Raw genomic sequence first — 17,005 nt, 5'->3', positions numbered from 1 at the left:
TTTGGCAAACACCGTATAGCCTTTACTTCTTTACCTAATTTTACCTACCGCACGTAACATATTTATCTTCAAGCAATTAGCATTGTTAATACATATACAAATTAAATAATTATTCATTAGTTTGATTTTTTATGCATATTTAGCGCTGCTTTCACGCTTCAGCCTGAGTGTCTTTTAGTTTCAATAAAGTTAAAATACTCTCTTGCCTCGTAAATGGTATTACCACGTTACAGTTATAGTATTGCTGTGTTGTTTGAGTGACTTTGTTAAAAAATGCTCGCTTTTATGATTTCAATCAAAGCCTGTATGGACAGCAGGTGAATACTTTGTTACTTTAGCGTCACGTTTTTGAAATTGGTATTACCAATTGACTTTGCGCCACTCGCAGAGATTTTAAGCGGCTCGCGAACAAAATAACGTTAATAAGAAGAAGCACTCGCAGAGAAGAAAAGAGCGACATGGCCTACAGCAAAATTCGTCAACCGAAACTATCAGATGTCATCGAACAGCAACTGGAATATCTGATTCTGGAAGGCACGCTACGCCCAGGAGAAAAACTTCTGCCCGAGCGTGAGCTGGCGAAACAGTTTGATGTGTCTCGACCTTCTTTAAGAGAAGCGATACAGCGGCTAGAAGCAAAAGGATTGCTGTTGCGTCGTCAGGGAGGCGGTACCTTCGTTCAAACCAACCTCTGGCAAAGTTTTAGCGATCCTTTGGCTGAACTACTGGCAGACCATCCAGAATCACAATTCGATTTGCTCGAAACCCGTCATGCGCTTGAAGGTATTGCTGCTTATTACGCAGCACTGCGCGGCACAGACGAAGATTTAACCCGTATTCGCACTTGCCATCTGGTTATCCAAGAGGCGCAGGAAAGCGGCGATTTAGACGCTGAAGCGGATGCAGTTATGCAGTATCAGGTCGCGGTGACCGAAGCTGCACATAACGTGGTTCTTCTGCATTTGCTGCGCTGCATGGCGCCGATGCTGGAGCAAAACGTTAAACAGAACTTTGAGTTGCTTTACTCGCGCCGTGAAATGTTGGCCAAGGTAAACGACCATCGTGCCAGCATTTTTGAGGCGATTGTGGCACGCGAGCCAGAGAAAGCTCGTGAAGCATCGCACCGCCATCTGGCATTTATTGAGGATATTTTGTTGGAGCTCAATCGTGAGCATAGCCGCCGTGAGCGGTCGCTGCGCAGACTCCAGCAACGCAAGGATTAAAAACGGATTGTGAAAGCTTAGCCCTTTGATAATCCGTTTTATTGCAACACCACTAGGCAACTAAACCCTGATTGGGCCTGTCTTCGTGTTTTTTCCCGACATGAAGAAAACACACGAAGACAGGCTCCTGACAAACCATTAGACAGATAAGGAATACCACCATGTCAGAACGTTTAAACAATGACGTGGACCCGATCGAAACCCGCGACTGGCTGCAGGCGATCGAATCGGTCATCCGTGAAGAAGGTGTAGAGCGCGCTCAGTACCTGATTGATCAAGTATTGGGTGAAGCCCGTAAAGGCGGCGTAAATCTGCCTACCGGAGCGACCAGCCGCAACTACGTCAATACCATTGCGGTAGAAGACGAACCTGCGTACCCAGGTAATCTGAAGCTGGAACGCCGCATCCGTTCAGCGATTCGTTGGAACGCGATCATGACCGTTCTGCGTGCATCGAAAAAGGATCTGGAGCTGGGTGGCCATATGGCTTCTTTCCAGTCTTCCGCAACGGTATACGAAGTCTGCTTTAACCACTTCTTCCGCGCTCGCAATCAGAAAGACGGCGGCGATTTGGTGTACTTCCAGGGCCACATTTCTCCGGGCGTTTACGCTCGTGCCTTCCTTGAAGGCCGTCTGACAGAAGAACAGATGAACAACTTCCGTCAGGAAGTTCACGGTAAAGGCCTGTCCTCTTACCCGCATCCTAAACTGATGCCTGAATTCTGGCAGTTCCCAACCGTATCCATGGGTCTGGGCCCAATCGGTGCGATCTATCAGGCTAAGTTCCTGAAATATCTGGAACACCGTGGCCTGAAAGACACCTCTGAACAAACCGTATACGCTTTCTTGGGCGACGGCGAGATGGATGAGCCAGAATCTAAAGGTGCGATCACTATCGCAACTCGTGAAAAACTGGACAACCTGTGCTTCATCATCAACTGTAATCTGCAACGTCTGGATGGCCCTGTCACCGGTAACGGCAAAATCGTTAACGAACTGGAAGGCATCTTCGCAGGCGCTGGCTGGAACGTGATTAAGGTTATCTGGGGTAGCCGTTGGGATGAGCTGCTGCGTAAAGATACCAGCGGTAAACTGATCCAGCTGATGAACGAAACGCTGGACGGCGACTACCAGACCTTCAAATCCAAAGACGGCGCTTATGTTCGTGAGCACTTCTTCGGTCGTTACCCTGAAACCGCCGCTCTGGTTAAAGACATGAGCGATGACGAAATCTGGGCATTGAACCGTGGCGGCCACGATCCTAAGAAAGTCTACGCGGCACTGAAAAAAGCGAAAGATACCAAAGGCCAAGCGACCGTTATTCTTGCCCACACCGTTAAAGGTTATGGCATGGGTGACACCGCCGAAGGTAAGAACATCGCTCACCAGGTTAAGAAAATGAACATGGACGGCGTGCGCCAGTTCCGTGATCGTTTCAACGTACCTGTGGCTGATTCTGAAATCGAAAAACTGCCATACGTGACGTTTGATAAAGATTCTGAAGAGTCTAAGTACCTGCACGAACGCCGTCAGGCGCTGCAAGGCTACCTGCCAACTCGTCTGACTCACTTCACCGAGAAACTGGAAATGCCTGCGCTGTCAGACTTCGGTTCTCTGTTGGAAGAGCAGAACAAAGAAATCTCTACCACCATCGCTTTCGTTCGTGCCCTGAACGTGATGCTGAAGAACAAGTCGATCAAAGATCGTCTGGTTCCAATCATCGCCGACGAAGCGCGTACCTTTGGTATGGAAGGCCTGTTCCGTCAGATCGGTATCTACAGCCCTAACGGCCAGCAGTACACCCCGCAGGACCGTGAGCAGGTTGCTTACTATAAAGAAGACGAAAAAGGTCAGATCCTGCAGGAAGGTATCAACGAACTGGGTGCAGCATCATCTTGGCTGGCGGCGGCAACGTCTTACAGCACCAACGATCTGCCAATGATTCCGTTCTACATTTACTACTCCATGTTTGGTTTCCAGCGTATCGGCGACCTGTGCTGGGCAGCGGGTGACCAACAGGCACGTGGCTTCCTGATCGGTGGTACTTCAGGTCGTACAACCCTGAACGGTGAAGGTCTGCAGCACGAAGATGGCCACAGCCATATTCAGTCTCTGACTATCCCGAACTGTATCTCTTACGATCCAGCATACGCTTACGAAGTAGCAGTCATCATGCATGACGGCTTGGAGCGCATGTACGGTGAAGCGCAAGAAAACGTTTACTACTACATCACTACGCTGAACGAAAACTACCACATGCCGGCAATGCCGCAGGGTGCAGAAGAAGGTATCCGTAAAGGTATCTACAAACTGGAAACTCTGGAAGGTAACAAAGGTAAGGTTCAGCTGCTGGGTTCAGGTTCTATCCTGCGTCACGTTCGTGAAGCGGCTAAGATCCTGGCTGAAGAATACGGCGTGGGTTCTGATACCTACAGCGTAACTTCCTTCACCGAGCTGGCTCGTGATGGTCAGGACTGTGAGCGTTGGAACATGCTGCACCCAACCGAAACTCCACGTGTACCGTACATCGCTCAGGTGATGAACGATGCGCCAGCGGTTGCATCTACCGACTACATGAAGCTGTTCGCAGAACAGGTTCGTACTTACGTTCCAGCCAGCGATTATCGCGTACTGGGTACTGACGGCTTCGGTCGTTCAGACAGCCGCGAAAACCTGCGTCACCACTTTGAAGTTGATGCTTCTTACGTTGTGGTTGCTGCACTGGGTGAACTGGCTAAACGCGGTGAAATCGAAGCTTCTGTGGTTGCTGATGCAATTAAGAAATTCGACATCAACCCAGAAAAAGTTAACCCGCGTCTGGCATAAGAGGTACAGAAGAATGTCTATCGAAATTAATGTACCGGACATCGGTGCTGATGAAGTTGAAGTTACCGAAGTGATGGTAAAAGTGGGCGACAAAGTGGAAGCCGAACAGTCTTTGATCACCGTTGAAGGTGACAAAGCTTCCATGGAAGTCCCATCGCCACAGGCCGGTGTAGTTAAAGAAATTAAAGTTTCCGTGGGCGACAAAGTCGAAACCGGCAAACTGATCATGTTGTTTGAAACAAATAGCGAAGCCGAAGGTGCACCAGCTAAAGCAGAAGAGAAACCAGCGGCCGCACCTGCTCCGGCCGCCGCCGCTGCGGCAAAAGATGTTGAAGTTCCAGACATCGGCGCCGACGAAGTTGAAGTCACCGAAGTGATGGTGAAAGTTGGCGATACCGTTGAAGCTGAACAGTCTCTGATCACCGTAGAAGGCGACAAAGCCTCTATGGAAGTTCCTGCACCGTTTGCAGGTGTGGTTAAAGAGATCAAGATTGCGACCGGTGACAAAGTGAAAACTGGCTCACTGATCATGGTCTTCGAAGTGGCTGGCGCTGCGCCTGCCGCTTCTGCACCAGCACAGTCAGCGGCTCCAGCTGCTGCGGCAGCGGGCGCATCAGCGGTTAAAGATGTTGAAGTTCCAGACATCGGCGGTGACGAAGTTGAAGTGACTGAAGTGATGGTAAAAGTGGGCGATAAAGTTGCCGCTGAACAATCACTGATTACTGTAGAAGGCGATAAAGCCTCTATGGAAGTCCCAGCTCCGTTCGCGGGTGTGGTTAAAGAAATCAAGATCGCGACCGGCGACAAAGTAAAAACCGGTTCACTGATCATGACCTTTGAAGTAGAAGGCGCGGCTCCTGCAGCTGCACCAGCTGCTAAACAGGACGCTGCTCCGGCTAAACAGGAACAGAAAGCTGCCCCTGCGCCAGCGGCTAAAGCTGAATCGAAAGGCGAGTTTGCTGAAAACGACGCTTATGTTCACGCAACGCCGGTTATCCGTCGCTTAGCGCGTGAATTCGGTGTGAACCTGGCGAAAGTCAAAGGTTCTGGCCGTAAAGGTCGTATCCTGCGCGAAGACGTTCAGGCTTACGTGAAAGATGCGGTTAAACGCGCTGAATCTGCTCCGGCAGCGGCTGCGGGTGGCGGTATTCCGGGCATGTTGCCTTGGCCGAAAGTTGACTTCAGCAAGTTTGGCGAAATCGAAGAAGTTGAATTGGGTCGCATCCAGAAAATTTCTGGTGCTAACCTGAGCCGTAACTGGGTGATGATCCCGCACGTTACGCACTTCGACAAAACCGATATCACCGATCTGGAAGCGTTCCGTAAACAGCAGAACGCCGAAGCTGAGAAACGTAAACTGGACGTGAAATTCACCCCAGTGGTCTTCATCATGAAAGCCGTTGCGGCAGCGCTTGAGCAGATGCCACGTTTCAACAGCTCTCTGTCTGAAGATGCGCAGCGCCTGACGCTGAAGAAATACATCAACATCGGTGTTGCGGTTGATACGCCAAATGGTCTGGTTGTTCCTGTCTTCAAAGACGTTAACAAGAAGAGCATTACTGAGCTGTCTCGTGAACTGACGGTGATCTCTAAGAAAGCGCGTGATGGTAAGCTGACGGCTGGCGAAATGCAGGGCGGTTGCTTCACCATCTCCAGCATCGGTGGCCTGGGTACAACCCACTTCGCGCCGATTGTTAACGCGCCTGAAGTCGCTATCTTGGGTGTTTCTAAATCAGCGATTGAGCCGGTATGGAATGGTAAAGAGTTTACGCCGCGTCTGATGATGCCGATTTCTCTTTCCTTCGACCACCGCGTGATTGACGGTGCTGATGGTGCTCGCTTTATCACCATCATCAACAATATGCTGTCAGACATTCGTCGCCTGGTGATGTAACCCTAAAAGCCGGCCGAACGGCCGGCTTTTTCTTCAAGTGCGTCAGTGCTGGAGCTAATACGGTTCAGCATTGGATAGTGAGACTTTCGTCACCCGATCAAAGCTTTACAGAATTGTTAACATTTTTGTAAACTATGGGCAGTACGAGCGTCCCGGTGGTAGATGGGCGTTATGAATGACTCTCCTCTTTCCTTTGGAAATAAAGGTTGTGAGCCAAACAATGACGTTGGCAGTGATGTTATCAATGTGGATGATGTCGCACCCGCCGGACAAACAATAAAGAGGTCATGATGAGTACTGAAATTAAAACTCAGGTCGTGGTACTTGGGGCGGGCCCTGCAGGTTACTCTGCGGCTTTCCGTTGCGCGGATTTAGGTTTAGAAACCATCATCGTTGAGCGTTACTCCACCTTGGGTGGCGTATGTTTAAACGTCGGTTGTATCCCTTCTAAGGCTTTGCTGCACGTCGCTAAAGTGATTGAAGAAGCCAAAGCCTTAGCAGAGCATGGCATCGTTTTCGGTGAGCCGAAAACTGACATCGATAAAGTTCGTGTCTGGAAAGAGAAAGTTATCACTCAGCTGACCGGTGGTCTGGCTGGGATGGCAAAAGGCCGTAAAGTGAAAGTGGTTAACGGTCTGGGCAAATTCACCGGTGCTAACACACTGGAAGTTGAAGGCGAAAACGGCACGACCGTGATTAACTTCGACAACGCAATTATCGCTGCGGGCTCTCGTCCAATCCAGCTGCCGTTCATTCCACATGAAGATCCACGCGTTTGGGATTCAACCGATGCGCTGGCGCTGAAATCAGTTCCAGAACGTCTGCTGGTCATGGGCGGCGGTATTATCGGTCTGGAGATGGGTACCGTTTACCACGCGCTGGGTTCTCAGATTGACGTGGTTGAAATGTTTGATCAGGTTATCCCAGCCGCTGACAAAGACGTGGTGAAAGTCTTCACCAAGCGTATCAGCAAGCAATTTAACCTGATGCTGGAAACTAAAGTGACCGCGGTAGAAGCCAAAGAAGATGGTATCTACGTCACGATGGAAGGCAAGAAAGCGCCAGCAGAACCACAGCGTTATGACGCGGTGCTGGTTGCTATCGGTCGTGTACCAAACGGTAAACTGCTGGAAGCGGGTAAAGCGGGCGTTGAAGTTGACGAGCGCGGCTTTATCCACGTCGACAAACAGCTGCGTACCAACGTACCGCACATCTTTGCTATCGGCGATATCGTTGGTCAGCCAATGCTGGCACACAAAGGTGTTCACGAAGGTCACGTTGCCGCTGAAGTTATCGCGGGCATGAAGCATTACTTCGATCCTAAGGTTATTCCTTCTATTGCTTATACTGAGCCAGAAGTTGCCTGGGTCGGTCTGACCGAGAAAGAAGCGAAAGAAAAAGGCATCAGCTATGAAACTTCCACCTTCCCGTGGGCAGCTTCAGGTCGTGCTATCGCTTCTGATTGCGCAGACGGTATGACCAAACTGATCTTCGACAAAGAAACTCACCGTATCATCGGTGGTGCGATTGTCGGCACTAACGGCGGCGAGCTGTTAGGTGAAATCGGTCTGGCAATCGAGATGGGTTGTGACGCTGAAGATATCGCGTTGACTATTCATGCGCACCCAACGCTGCATGAGTCAGTTGGTTTAGCCGCAGAGATCTACGAAGGTAGCATCACTGACCTGCCGAACCCGAAAGCGAAGAAGAAATAATTTTTTTGCGGACTACGCTGAAATGCAAAACGGCTCCTTCGGGAGCCGTTTTTTTATGTCATTCACAACCGCTACTCAAGCTGCTAATCGTCTTTAAAACCAATAAAAAAGGCGATAGTGAACAGCAGTACTCCAACCAAAAGCGCAAACAAGAAGAAATTCATTCCCCAAATTATAGGGCCATTGTCGAGGTCTGTCCGAGCTAGGTGGTTTCCGTTGAGTACCAGATACTGTGATTGAGTATTGTCGATCAGGAAAAACAGCGCAGCGACGGCCAATAAAACCGAGGCAATCTGAAGCACTGTAAGATAAAAACTTTTCGACTTCCTTTTAAGTATCATTCCGCATCCTGCATCTACTCGTGGTGATAGTGGATCATAGCGAAAAAAACCGCGCTTAGATCCTAGAACAGATCAAGATTTATCAGTTTTCAACATTTAATACTGTTACAGAACGATACCAATTTGCATTATGCGCTATTTATGTTGCTTTTATGTGAACGGTTTAACAACCGAGTTAAATCCTGATATGCTGGACGGGCATAACCGGGTACTCTACTTATGAAGACCTTGTAACTTGAAAGGTTTTATCCCCGTCATACTTCAAGCTGCTTATGCGTTGGCTGCACCCGCTCACCCTAGTCACTTACTTGAGTAAGTTCCTAGGGACTCACAGGTTTGCCGCCTTCAATCAGCTTGAATTATTTTGGGGGTACTTTCAGAGCGTGGAACAACGTTCTAAAGGCATCTTACTTACCCGTAACCCGGTGGTGGGTGTGTTCCGTAGTAGGCTTTTATACCGTATCGAGAACGTACTACGAAACACACCCTCTGCACACATAATGACTCCAACAATGAGAGCGAGGATAAAGTCGTGCTAAAAGAATATCGCGAGCACGTCGCTGAACGTGCGGCAGAAGGCGTGGTTCCTAAACCACTGGATGCGACGCAAATGGCTGGGTTGGTTGAGTTACTGAAATCGCCGCCCGCTGGTGAAGAAGAATTTCTGTTAGATTTGCTGATCAACCGTGTGCCACCGGGTGTTGATGAAGCGGCTTACGTCAAAGCGGGTTTTTTAGCCGCTGTTGCGAAAGGCGAAACGACCTCTCCTCTGGTTTCTCAAGAAAAAGCCGTTGAACTGCTCGGTACCATGCAGGGCGGTTACAATATCCATCCCCTGATTGATGCCCTCGATGATGCCAAACTGGCACCTATCGCCGCAAAAGCGCTGTCTCATACGCTGCTCATGTTTGATAACTTCTACGATGTGGAAGAGAAAGCCAAAGCAGGCAACGTGCATGCCCAGCAGGTTTTAAAATCGTGGGCTGATGCCGATTGGTATTTATCTCGCCCAGAACTAGCCGAGAAAATCACGGTCACCGTGTTTAAAGTGACCGGTGAAACCAACACCGACGATCTGTCTCCTGCGCCTGATGCTTGGTCTCGTCCCGATATTCCTTTGCACGCATTAGCGATGCTGAAAAACGAACGCGACGGTATTGTTCCCGATCAGCCGGGTAGCGTGGGTCCGATCAAGCAAATTGAATTACTAAACAAAAAAGGTTTCCCACTGGCCTATGTTGGCGACGTGGTCGGAACCGGTTCTTCGCGTAAGTCAGCGACTAACTCCGTGCTGTGGTTTATGGGCGACGATATTCCTCATGTGCCAAACAAGCGCGGCGGCGGTGTGGTTCTCGGCGGTAAAATTGCACCGATCTTCTTCAATACGATGGAAGATGCGGGGGCGTTGCCGATCGAAGTTGATGTTTCTAAGCTGAATATGGGCGATGTGATTGATATCTACCCGTACAAAGGCGAAGTGCGCAATCACGAAACGAATGAACTGCTGGAAATATTCGAGCTGAAAACCGAAGTGCTGCTGGATGAAGTTCGCGCCGGTGGCCGTATTCCACTGATAATCGGCCGTGGTTTAACTACCAAAGCACGTGAAGCATTGAATCTGCCACACAGCGAAGTTTTCCGTATCGCTAAACCCGTTGCTGCGAGTAACAAAGGTTTCTCTCTGGCGCAGAAAATGGTGGGGCGTGCTTGTGGTACCAAAGGGATTCGTCCGGGGCAATACTGTGAGCCTAAGATGACGTCTGTGGGCTCACAGGACACCACGGGGCCAATGACGCGCGATGAGCTGAAGGATTTGGCATGCTTGGGCTTCTCTGCTGATTTAGTGATGCAGTCGTTCTGCCATACTGCGGCTTATCCTAAGCCGGTAGATGTGACCACGCACCATACGCTGCCTGATTTCATTATGAACCGTGGCGGTGTTTCCTTGCGTCCGGGCGATGGCATTATTCACTCATGGCTGAACCGTATGCTGCTGCCTGATACCGTTGGTACCGGCGGTGACTCCCATACGCGTTTCCCTATCGGGATCTCTTTCCCTGCGGGTTCCGGCTTGGTGGCGTTTGCCGCAGCAACCGGCGTGATGCCGTTGGATATGCCTGAATCTGTGCTGGTGCGCTTCAAAGGTAAAATGCAGCCGGGTATCACCCTGCGCGACTTGGTTCACGCCATTCCTTACTACGCGATTCAGCAGGGCCTACTGACGGTTGAGAAGAAAGGTAAGAAAAATATCTTCTCTGGCCGCATTCTGGAAATTGAAGGTTTGCCAGAGCTGAAAGTTGAGCAGGCGTTTGAGCTGGCGGATGCTTCTGCAGAACGTTCTGCTGCGGGTTGTACGATCAAACTCGATAAGGCGCCAATCAAAGAGTACCTGAGCTCCAATATTGTTCTGCTTAAGTGGATGATCGCAGAAGGTTACGGCGATCGTCGTACCATCGAGCGTCGTATTCAGGGTATGGAAAAATGGCTGGCCGATCCGCAACTGCTGGAAGGCGATGCGGATGCAGAATACGCGGCGGTGATCGACATCGATCTGGCTGATATCAAACAGCCAATTCTGTGTGCGCCAAACGATCCCGATGATGCGCGTCTGTTGTCTGACGTAGCTGGTGAGAAAATCGACGAGGTCTTCATCGGTTCGTGTATGACTAACATTGGTCATTTCCGTGCTGCAGGTAAGCTGTTGGATGGTCACAAAGGCCAGCTACCAACTCGCCTGTGGGTTGCTCCGCCGACGAAGATGGATGCTGCCCAGCTGACCGAAGAAGGCTACTACAGCATCTTTGGTAAGAGTGGCGCACGCGTTGAGATCCCTGGTTGTTCACTGTGCATGGGTAACCAAGCACGCGTGGCCGATGGGGCAACGGTGGTATCGACTTCAACGCGTAACTTCCCGAACCGCTTGGGGACGGGGGCAAATGTGTATCTGGCCTCGGCCGAGCTGGCCGCGGTGGCTTCGCTGTTAGGTCGTTTGCCAAACCCAGAAGAGTACCAGCAGTACATGGAACAGGTTGATAAAACGGCGGTAGACACCTACCGTTACCTGAACTTTGATAAGCTGGAGCAATACACTGAGAAGGCTGACGGTGTGATTTTCCAGACAGCGGTTTAATTTTCAGCTGTGACTGAATATCGAGGAGGCTTCGGCCTCCTTTTTTTTATCGACTATCCCCCAACTCACGCCATAAGCAAGTTTTCACTTCCCATACGTAAACTGACAGATAAATCCGTAATCTGCATGCAATAACATCAATAAATTGCGCCTATGGGGTGTGTTATGAAAAACAGTTGGATGCAACAGATTCAATCTATGCTCGGTGATAAAACTAAGTCGATCGGCGGGTCTGAAGGGTTTGGCAAACTATTGGCTCCGGCGGCATTGGGCGGCTTAGTTGGTGTGCTGTTAGGTAATAAATCCACACGTAAAATAGCGGGCAAGTTCGGTAAAAACGCGCTGATAATTGGCGGCTCGGCTGCGGTAGGTGCGGTGCTGTGGAATAAGTACAAGCAACGGGTTAAAGAGACGCATCAAGATGAACCTCAGTTTGGTATGCGCGCATCGCCCATTGATGCGCGAACCAAGCGCCTAATTCAGGCTGTCGTGTTTGCGGCGAAAAGCGATGGGCATGTAGATGATGCGGAGCGACAGGCCATCGATAATAGCTTGCATGAGCTTGGTCTCGGCGCTGAAGCAGAGCATTGGGTGCAAGAGGCCTTGGCACAACCGTTAAATCCAGCGCTGTTAGCGCAAGATATTAAGAACGAAGACGAGGCGCTTGAACTCTATTATCTGAGCTGTGTAGTGATCGATATCGATCACTTTATGGAGCGTAGCTATTTGGATGCTTTGGCGCAGTCTCTAAAAATCCCTGCTGATGTGAAGCAAGGGATTGAGCATGATATCAGCGAGAAGAAACGCGAGCTGGCTTGACCCTAGACGCTATTTTTGCTGATATATCGCGCCGGTTTTCCAGTGAAAATCGTGCAGGTAACACAACGGAGGCCATGGCCTCCGTTTTATTTTTCCAGTTTGCGAGCCTCGACAGTGCAGCTACGCGATGGATGTTTACACTATAAGTAAGTCATCCCCAGAAAAAATAGGGGAAAGTCGCGGAGGGCTGAACGATGGATTATGAATTTCGCCATGATGTAACGGGGCAGGTCGTCGCCGTATTTTCGATGGGGCACGAGGTCGTTGGGCACTGGCTAAACGAGGAAGTTAAAGGCGATTTGGCTTTGCTGACTCAGGTTGAACAGGCCGCGGCTGAGGTGAAAGGCAGCGAACGCCAGTGGCAGCTAACCGGGCATGAATACACGCTGTGGTTAGACGGTGAAGAAGTGATGGTTCGTGCTAATCAACTGGCAGTGGAAGGCGATGAAATAGAAGAGGGGATGAGTTATTACGATGAGGAAAGCCTCTCATTCTGTGGTTTAGAAGATTTTTTACTGGTGCTAGAGAAATATCGCGCTTTCATCGCTTCGACGCGCTAGCTTGGTTGGGAGCCTGAATTTATCTCTTGTTGAGATATCAAACGGCAGATTAGGTCTGCCGTTTGAGTTGCCACTATCGACGATAGTAGCTTAGTTTGCGTATGCGAGCAGGCTTAGAGAGTCTCGGGCCAGATATTTGCATTTCGTCGCGGTTGGCATCGAAATTCGGCTGAGATCGTGGTAGCTGTCTTCACCCAACGCCTTCATTTTCTTAGTGTTATAGTTGGATAAATCCCATCCGTTACGGTTGGCAAAAAAGACGATCGCTTTTTTGATTTGCGCATTAGGTAAGTCGTTATAACCACAATCATTTTTTAGAAATACGAAGATAGCGGTGAGATCGGCTAAATCTTCGGATTGCATATCATCAAGAGCCTGGCTGGCGGAGGTAAAACTCAGCAAACCTAAAAGCAAAAGCACCAGCGAGGTTTTTTTCATAAACAGATGCACATTATGTAGTTGTAGTTTGACGGTATCATATTTCAGCCCTGTTTCTACAGTGTTTCTTGCTCATTTCATCAATCAATTTATGGAACCTACTTTCCATTAAATCAAGTGCTAGCTTGACTTTCCCCTTACTGGAAGGTCTACCCTAAAATGGCAATAGTTAACTGCAGCTAAACATTTCGTAGCTTCACGTATGAAGCTAAACACGTCTAAGTTTAACCGAGTCTACTCACTGACGCACAAGGGAATCTGACATGCTTCGCCGCGACTTTATCAAACTGACTGCCATGCTGGGTGCATCCAGCGCCTTACCTTTCTGGAGCCGTGCCGCTTTTGCGGCCGATCATCCAGCATTACCGATCCCTGCATTACTCACGCCAGATGCCGCAGGGAAAATAGCGCTCAATGTACAAACCGGTAGCATGAAATGGAAAGCGGGGATGCAAACGCCGACCTGGGGTATTAATGGTCCGCTATTAGGGCCCGCCATGCGTTTGCAGCGAGGTAAGGACGTAGCGATTAATGTGACCAACGCGCTGCCAGAGGCGACCACCATGCATTGGCACGGTATGGAGATTCCGGGCACGTCTGACGGTGGGCCGCAGGCGGTGATTGAGCCGGGCAAAGTATGGACCGCGGCGTTTAAAGTGGACCAACCCGCAACAACGGCATGGTTCCACCCGCATACGCATGGTTTAACCGGGCGTCAGGTGGCGATGGGCTTAGGCGGCCTAATTATTATTGATGATGAAGAAAGCGCGAAGCTCCCATTGCCAAAAGAGTGGGGCGTTGATGATGTGCCGGTGATCCTGCAAGACAAGCGTCTCGATGCCAAAGGCAATATTGATTACCAGCTCGATATCATGACGGCGGCGGTAGGATGGTTTGGCGATATGATGCTGACCAACGGTGCGGTATACCCTCAGCATCTTGCTCCGCGCGGATGGCTGCGACTGCGGTTCCTGAACGGGTGTAATGCGCGTTCATTGAATCTGGCTACCAGCGATGGTCGTCCGTTGTATGTGGTCGGCAGCGATGGCGGGCTGCTGGGTGAGCCGGTTAAATTAACAGAGCTACCGATCCTGATGGGCGAGCGTTTTGAGGTTTTAGTCGATACTCGCGATGGTAAGGCGTTCGACATTATCACTTTGCCGGTCAAACAAATGGGGATGACGCTGCCGCCGTTCGATCGCGCTCTGCCCGTTTTGCATATTCAGCCTACACTGAAGAGTAATGAAGCAAAACTGCCTGATGCTTTAGTGAATATGCCCGCTGTTCCCGCTGCAGATAATATGAAAACGCGCTGGTTGCAGCTGATGATGGATCCTCAGCTCGACATGATGGGCATGCAAATGATGATGCAGCGCTATGGCATGGCATCCATGGCCGGCATGGACATGAAAGGTCACGGCAATATGGCGGGTATGGATCACGGTCAGATGCAAGGACATATGGATCATGGCCAGATGGGGAATGGGAAGATGAATCATGGCGCAATGGGGCAGGGTAACCCAACGGCTCCGGGTTATGACTTCATGCACGGCAACAAAATCAACGGTATTGCGTTTGATATGGCCAAACCGATGTTTGATGTGCCACGTGGCACCTACGAGAAATGGACCATTTCTGGTGAAGGCGACATGATGCTGCATCCATTCCATATCCATGGCACGCAGTTCCGCATTCTTTCTGAAAACGGTAAACCGCCTGCGGCTCATCGTAGTGGCTGGAAAGATACGGTGCGTGTTGAAGGGTGGCGAAGCGAAGTCTTGGTGAAATTCGATCACGAAGCGCCGAAAGAACGCGCTTACATGGCGCATTGTCATCTGCTCGAACATGAAGATACGGGCATGATGATGTCGTTTACGGTGAGTTGAGTTTTTTCGTAAAAAACTAACAGCCTCAAAGCATCACTAGACAACTGGTCTAATTTAATGACAATGGTTTGGTGAGAATAATAATGAGGACGGAATTGAAAAATGAATGCTATCGAAGTGATCCAACAACGCCGTGCGACCAAGCAGTTTGATGCTGGTTATGTCATGACCTTAGAAGAAAAAAAAGAGCTGCTGAATATTGCACTGCAAAATGCGCCAAGCGCCTTTAACCTGCAACATTGGCGCCCATTGCTGATTGAAGACCGCGCCCAGCGTGAGAAAATTCGTGAAGCTGCATGGGGCCAAGCTCAGGTTACCGATGCTTCTATGCTGGTAGTGCTGTGCGGCGATGTCTCTAGCTGGGAGTCTCAGGTAAAAAACATTTGGGCAGAAGCCGCAGAGCCAGTGCAGCAATATATGGTGCCTGCAGTGGATAGCTACTATCGTGGAAAAGCGCAGACCCAGCGCGATGAAATTATGCGCAGCGCGGGTATCTTTGCCCAAACGCTGATGCTAGCCGCTAAGGCGCATGGATATGACTCCTGCCCAATGGATGGTTTTGATTTCGACGCCGTTGGTAAAATTATTAATAAGCCAGAACACTATGAAATTTGCCTGATGATCGCGATCGGCAAAGGTGTGAGCCAACCGTATCCTCGTATCGGCAAGTTGCCGTTTGAGCAAATTGTTAAAACCGATCGTTTTTAATTTCTCAGTAAAATTATCTATGTAGGTGATGAGTAGAGCGCTGCCCATGACGGCGCTCTATTACCTTGCTATACTCTGCGCCCTTAAACGCTCCACTCCTCCTCTCATCATTAAATAGTGTCTGCATGTATGCGGCAACTCGGTGCGTTTTGGCGTTATGATGAAGGGTTGGTAGGGGTGAAAGAACGATTTACAGGACTCGGTCTAAAGGTATATAGCGATGAAACATACAGTTGAAGTAATGATCTCTGAACAGGAAGTGCGTCAGCGTATTGCTGAACTAGGCCGTCAGATTTCAGCAGATTACCGTGATAGCGGCAGCGAGATGGTTCTGGTTGGTTTGCTACGTGGTTCCTTTATGTTTATGGCTGATCTTTGCCGCCAGATTGATGTTCCGCATGAAGTCGATTTCATGACTGCGTCTAGCTATGGCAACGGTATGAATAGCACCCGTGACGTTAAAATCCTGAAAGATTTGGATGAAGATATTCGCGGAAAAGACGTATTGATCGTTGAGGATATTATTGACTCCGGTAATACCCTGAGCAAAGTGCGTGAATTATTTGCTCTGCGTGGCCCTAAATCTTTGGCTATTTGCACCTTATTAGATAAACCAAGCCGCCGCGAAGTTGATGTTCCGGTTGAATATTTTGGTTTTGCTATTCCTGACGAATTCGTGGTTGGCTTTGGCATTGACTACGCTCAGCGTTATCGTCACCTGCCTTATATCGGCAAGGTTATTATGTTAGACGAATAAATCAGTTTATTGATACTTAAAAACGCCGTCATTTTTGACGGCGTTTTTGTTGTGGGTATTTAGTAATAGTTAATGGTTAGAAGTTTTAAATTTTTCTCTTTACCCACAGGCACAATTTGAGTCCAACCAAGATCCTTAGGTAAAAGCACCTTTCCATTGGATTCATTGATTGGTCTAGTCTGGCTAATGACTCTCCCATCTCGGTAACAGCTTGCCTGAACAGACGACTGTATTTGGCTTATATTACAATCACTTTCAACAACGCTGCCAGTAAAGTGAATAACCCCATCAACGGCATAAGTATAGGCAGAGAACATTAATGTTACAGCGGTCGTTAAAAAAAGAAATAAACGATATAGGCTCATGATTACCTCAAAAAGTCGTTATTGAGTTTTTAGCCTTCCATTGCGGGATGCGTTAATTTATTCATTAACTAAATAGTGCAATTAAAAATATAAACGGTCTTTTGCTTTTTATCCTCCCTAGAATGTTGTTTTTTTGTTGCGTGGCAGCGGCGTAATTTAGCAACATTAAATGCAACTTAAAAGAGAATTAAGATTAAATTACAATATAAAAGAAAAGTTGAAACTTGCTTTTATTAATTGATCTGCACTATGAATGTTTTATTAATTACTAATTCTTTATTTCTATTATTTAATTTAATAGTTAATTTTCTATAAAACATTCTTAAATTCTTCTTTTTAAGAAA

At 48.9% G+C, this 17,005-nt stretch carries 13 protein-coding genes; 10 read left to right on the top strand and 3 right to left on the bottom strand.

Annotated features, from left to right (window positions below; all coding sequences use genetic code 11):
• Positions 1–458 precede the first annotated feature (458 nt).
• The 4 genes from pdhR to lpdA all read left to right on the top strand — a co-directional run bounded on the left by pdhR (position 459) and on the right by lpdA (position 7,657).
• Positions 459–1,223: a pyruvate dehydrogenase complex transcriptional repressor PdhR gene (pdhR, locus tag AB3Y96_RS18120; RefSeq protein ID WP_025800338.1), complete on the top strand. Its 765-nt coding sequence runs from the start codon at positions 459–461 to the stop codon at positions 1,221–1,223.
• A gap of 161 nt (positions 1,224–1,384) precedes the next feature.
• A complete protein-coding gene (aceE, locus tag AB3Y96_RS18115; RefSeq protein WP_367299879.1) occupies positions 1,385–4,048 on the top strand; it encodes a pyruvate dehydrogenase (acetyl-transferring), homodimeric type in 2,664 nt (887 codons plus the stop codon).
• A 13-nt stretch (positions 4,049–4,061) separates the two neighbouring features.
• Entirely contained in the window at positions 4,062–5,942 is a 1,881-nt protein-coding gene (gene aceF / locus AB3Y96_RS18110; RefSeq protein WP_367299878.1) for a pyruvate dehydrogenase complex dihydrolipoyllysine-residue acetyltransferase, read from the top strand.
• A gap of 290 nt (positions 5,943–6,232) precedes the next feature.
• Positions 6,233–7,657 carry a dihydrolipoyl dehydrogenase gene (gene lpdA, locus AB3Y96_RS18105; RefSeq protein ID WP_025800335.1) on the top strand — a complete coding sequence of 475 codons (1,425 nt, stop codon included), beginning with the start codon at positions 6,233–6,235 and terminating at the stop codon, positions 7,655–7,657.
• An 83-nt stretch (positions 7,658–7,740) separates the two neighbouring features.
• Here the strand turns inward: lpdA and AB3Y96_RS18100 are convergent, their stop codons facing one another.
• Positions 7,741–7,998: a hypothetical protein gene (locus AB3Y96_RS18100; protein ID WP_072310071.1), complete on the bottom strand. Its 258-nt coding sequence runs from the start codon at positions 7,996–7,998 to the stop codon at positions 7,741–7,743.
• A 532-nt stretch (positions 7,999–8,530) separates the two neighbouring features.
• Here AB3Y96_RS18100 and acnB point away from each other — a divergent pair.
• From acnB to yacL, 3 genes are all read left to right on the top strand, one after another.
• Positions 8,531–11,128 carry a bifunctional aconitate hydratase 2/2-methylisocitrate dehydratase gene (gene acnB / locus AB3Y96_RS18095; protein WP_367299877.1) on the top strand — a complete coding sequence of 866 codons (2,598 nt, stop codon included), beginning with the start codon at positions 8,531–8,533 and terminating at the stop codon, positions 11,126–11,128.
• Positions 11,129–11,293: 165 nt separating this feature from the next.
• Entirely contained in the window at positions 11,294–11,947 is a 654-nt protein-coding gene (locus AB3Y96_RS18090; protein WP_072310073.1) for a tellurite resistance TerB family protein, read from the top strand.
• Positions 11,948–12,141: 194 nt separating this feature from the next.
• Positions 12,142–12,507, top strand: coding sequence for a protein YacL (yacL, locus tag AB3Y96_RS18085; protein ID WP_072310074.1), 366 nt, complete (start codon positions 12,142–12,144; stop codon positions 12,505–12,507).
• Positions 12,508–12,597: 90 nt separating this feature from the next.
• On the opposite strand, the gene AB3Y96_RS18080 is transcribed toward yacL, so the two are convergent.
• Positions 12,598–12,945 carry a YacC family pilotin-like protein gene (locus tag AB3Y96_RS18080; RefSeq protein WP_025800331.1) on the bottom strand — a complete coding sequence of 116 codons (348 nt, stop codon included), beginning with the start codon at positions 12,943–12,945 and terminating at the stop codon, positions 12,598–12,600.
• Positions 12,946–13,208: 263 nt separating this feature from the next.
• Here AB3Y96_RS18080 and cueO point away from each other — a divergent pair, with 263 nt between their 5' ends.
• From cueO to hpt, 3 genes are all read left to right on the top strand, one after another.
• The gene (gene cueO, locus AB3Y96_RS18075) at positions 13,209–14,831 is read left to right on the top strand and encodes a multicopper oxidase CueO (RefSeq protein WP_367299876.1); all 1,623 of its coding nucleotides are present in this window, start codon (positions 13,209–13,211) and stop codon (positions 14,829–14,831) included.
• 102 nt (positions 14,832–14,933) lie between these two features.
• The gene (locus AB3Y96_RS18070; protein WP_072310076.1) at positions 14,934–15,539 is read left to right on the top strand and encodes a nitroreductase family protein; all 606 of its coding nucleotides are present in this window, start codon (positions 14,934–14,936) and stop codon (positions 15,537–15,539) included.
• Positions 15,540–15,759: 220 nt separating this feature from the next.
• Positions 15,760–16,296 (top strand): hypoxanthine phosphoribosyltransferase, encoded by a 537-nt coding sequence (gene hpt, locus AB3Y96_RS18065; RefSeq protein WP_367299875.1) that lies wholly within the window; start codon positions 15,760–15,762, stop codon positions 16,294–16,296.
• Positions 16,297–16,355: 59 nt separating this feature from the next.
• Here hpt and AB3Y96_RS18060 read toward each other — a convergent pair whose 3' ends face one another.
• The gene (locus AB3Y96_RS18060; RefSeq protein ID WP_072310078.1) at positions 16,356–16,661 is read right to left on the bottom strand and encodes a hypothetical protein; all 306 of its coding nucleotides are present in this window, start codon (positions 16,659–16,661) and stop codon (positions 16,356–16,358) included.
• Between the last annotated feature and the right edge of the window lie 344 nt (positions 16,662–17,005).

It is taken from the genome of Hafnia alvei (assembly GCF_964063325.1).
Taxonomy (GTDB): Bacteria; Pseudomonadota; Gammaproteobacteria; order Enterobacterales; family Enterobacteriaceae; genus Hafnia; species Hafnia alvei_B.
The sequence above is the reverse complement of the archived record's forward strand: the minus strand, read 5'-3'. Positions and strand labels throughout refer to the sequence as shown.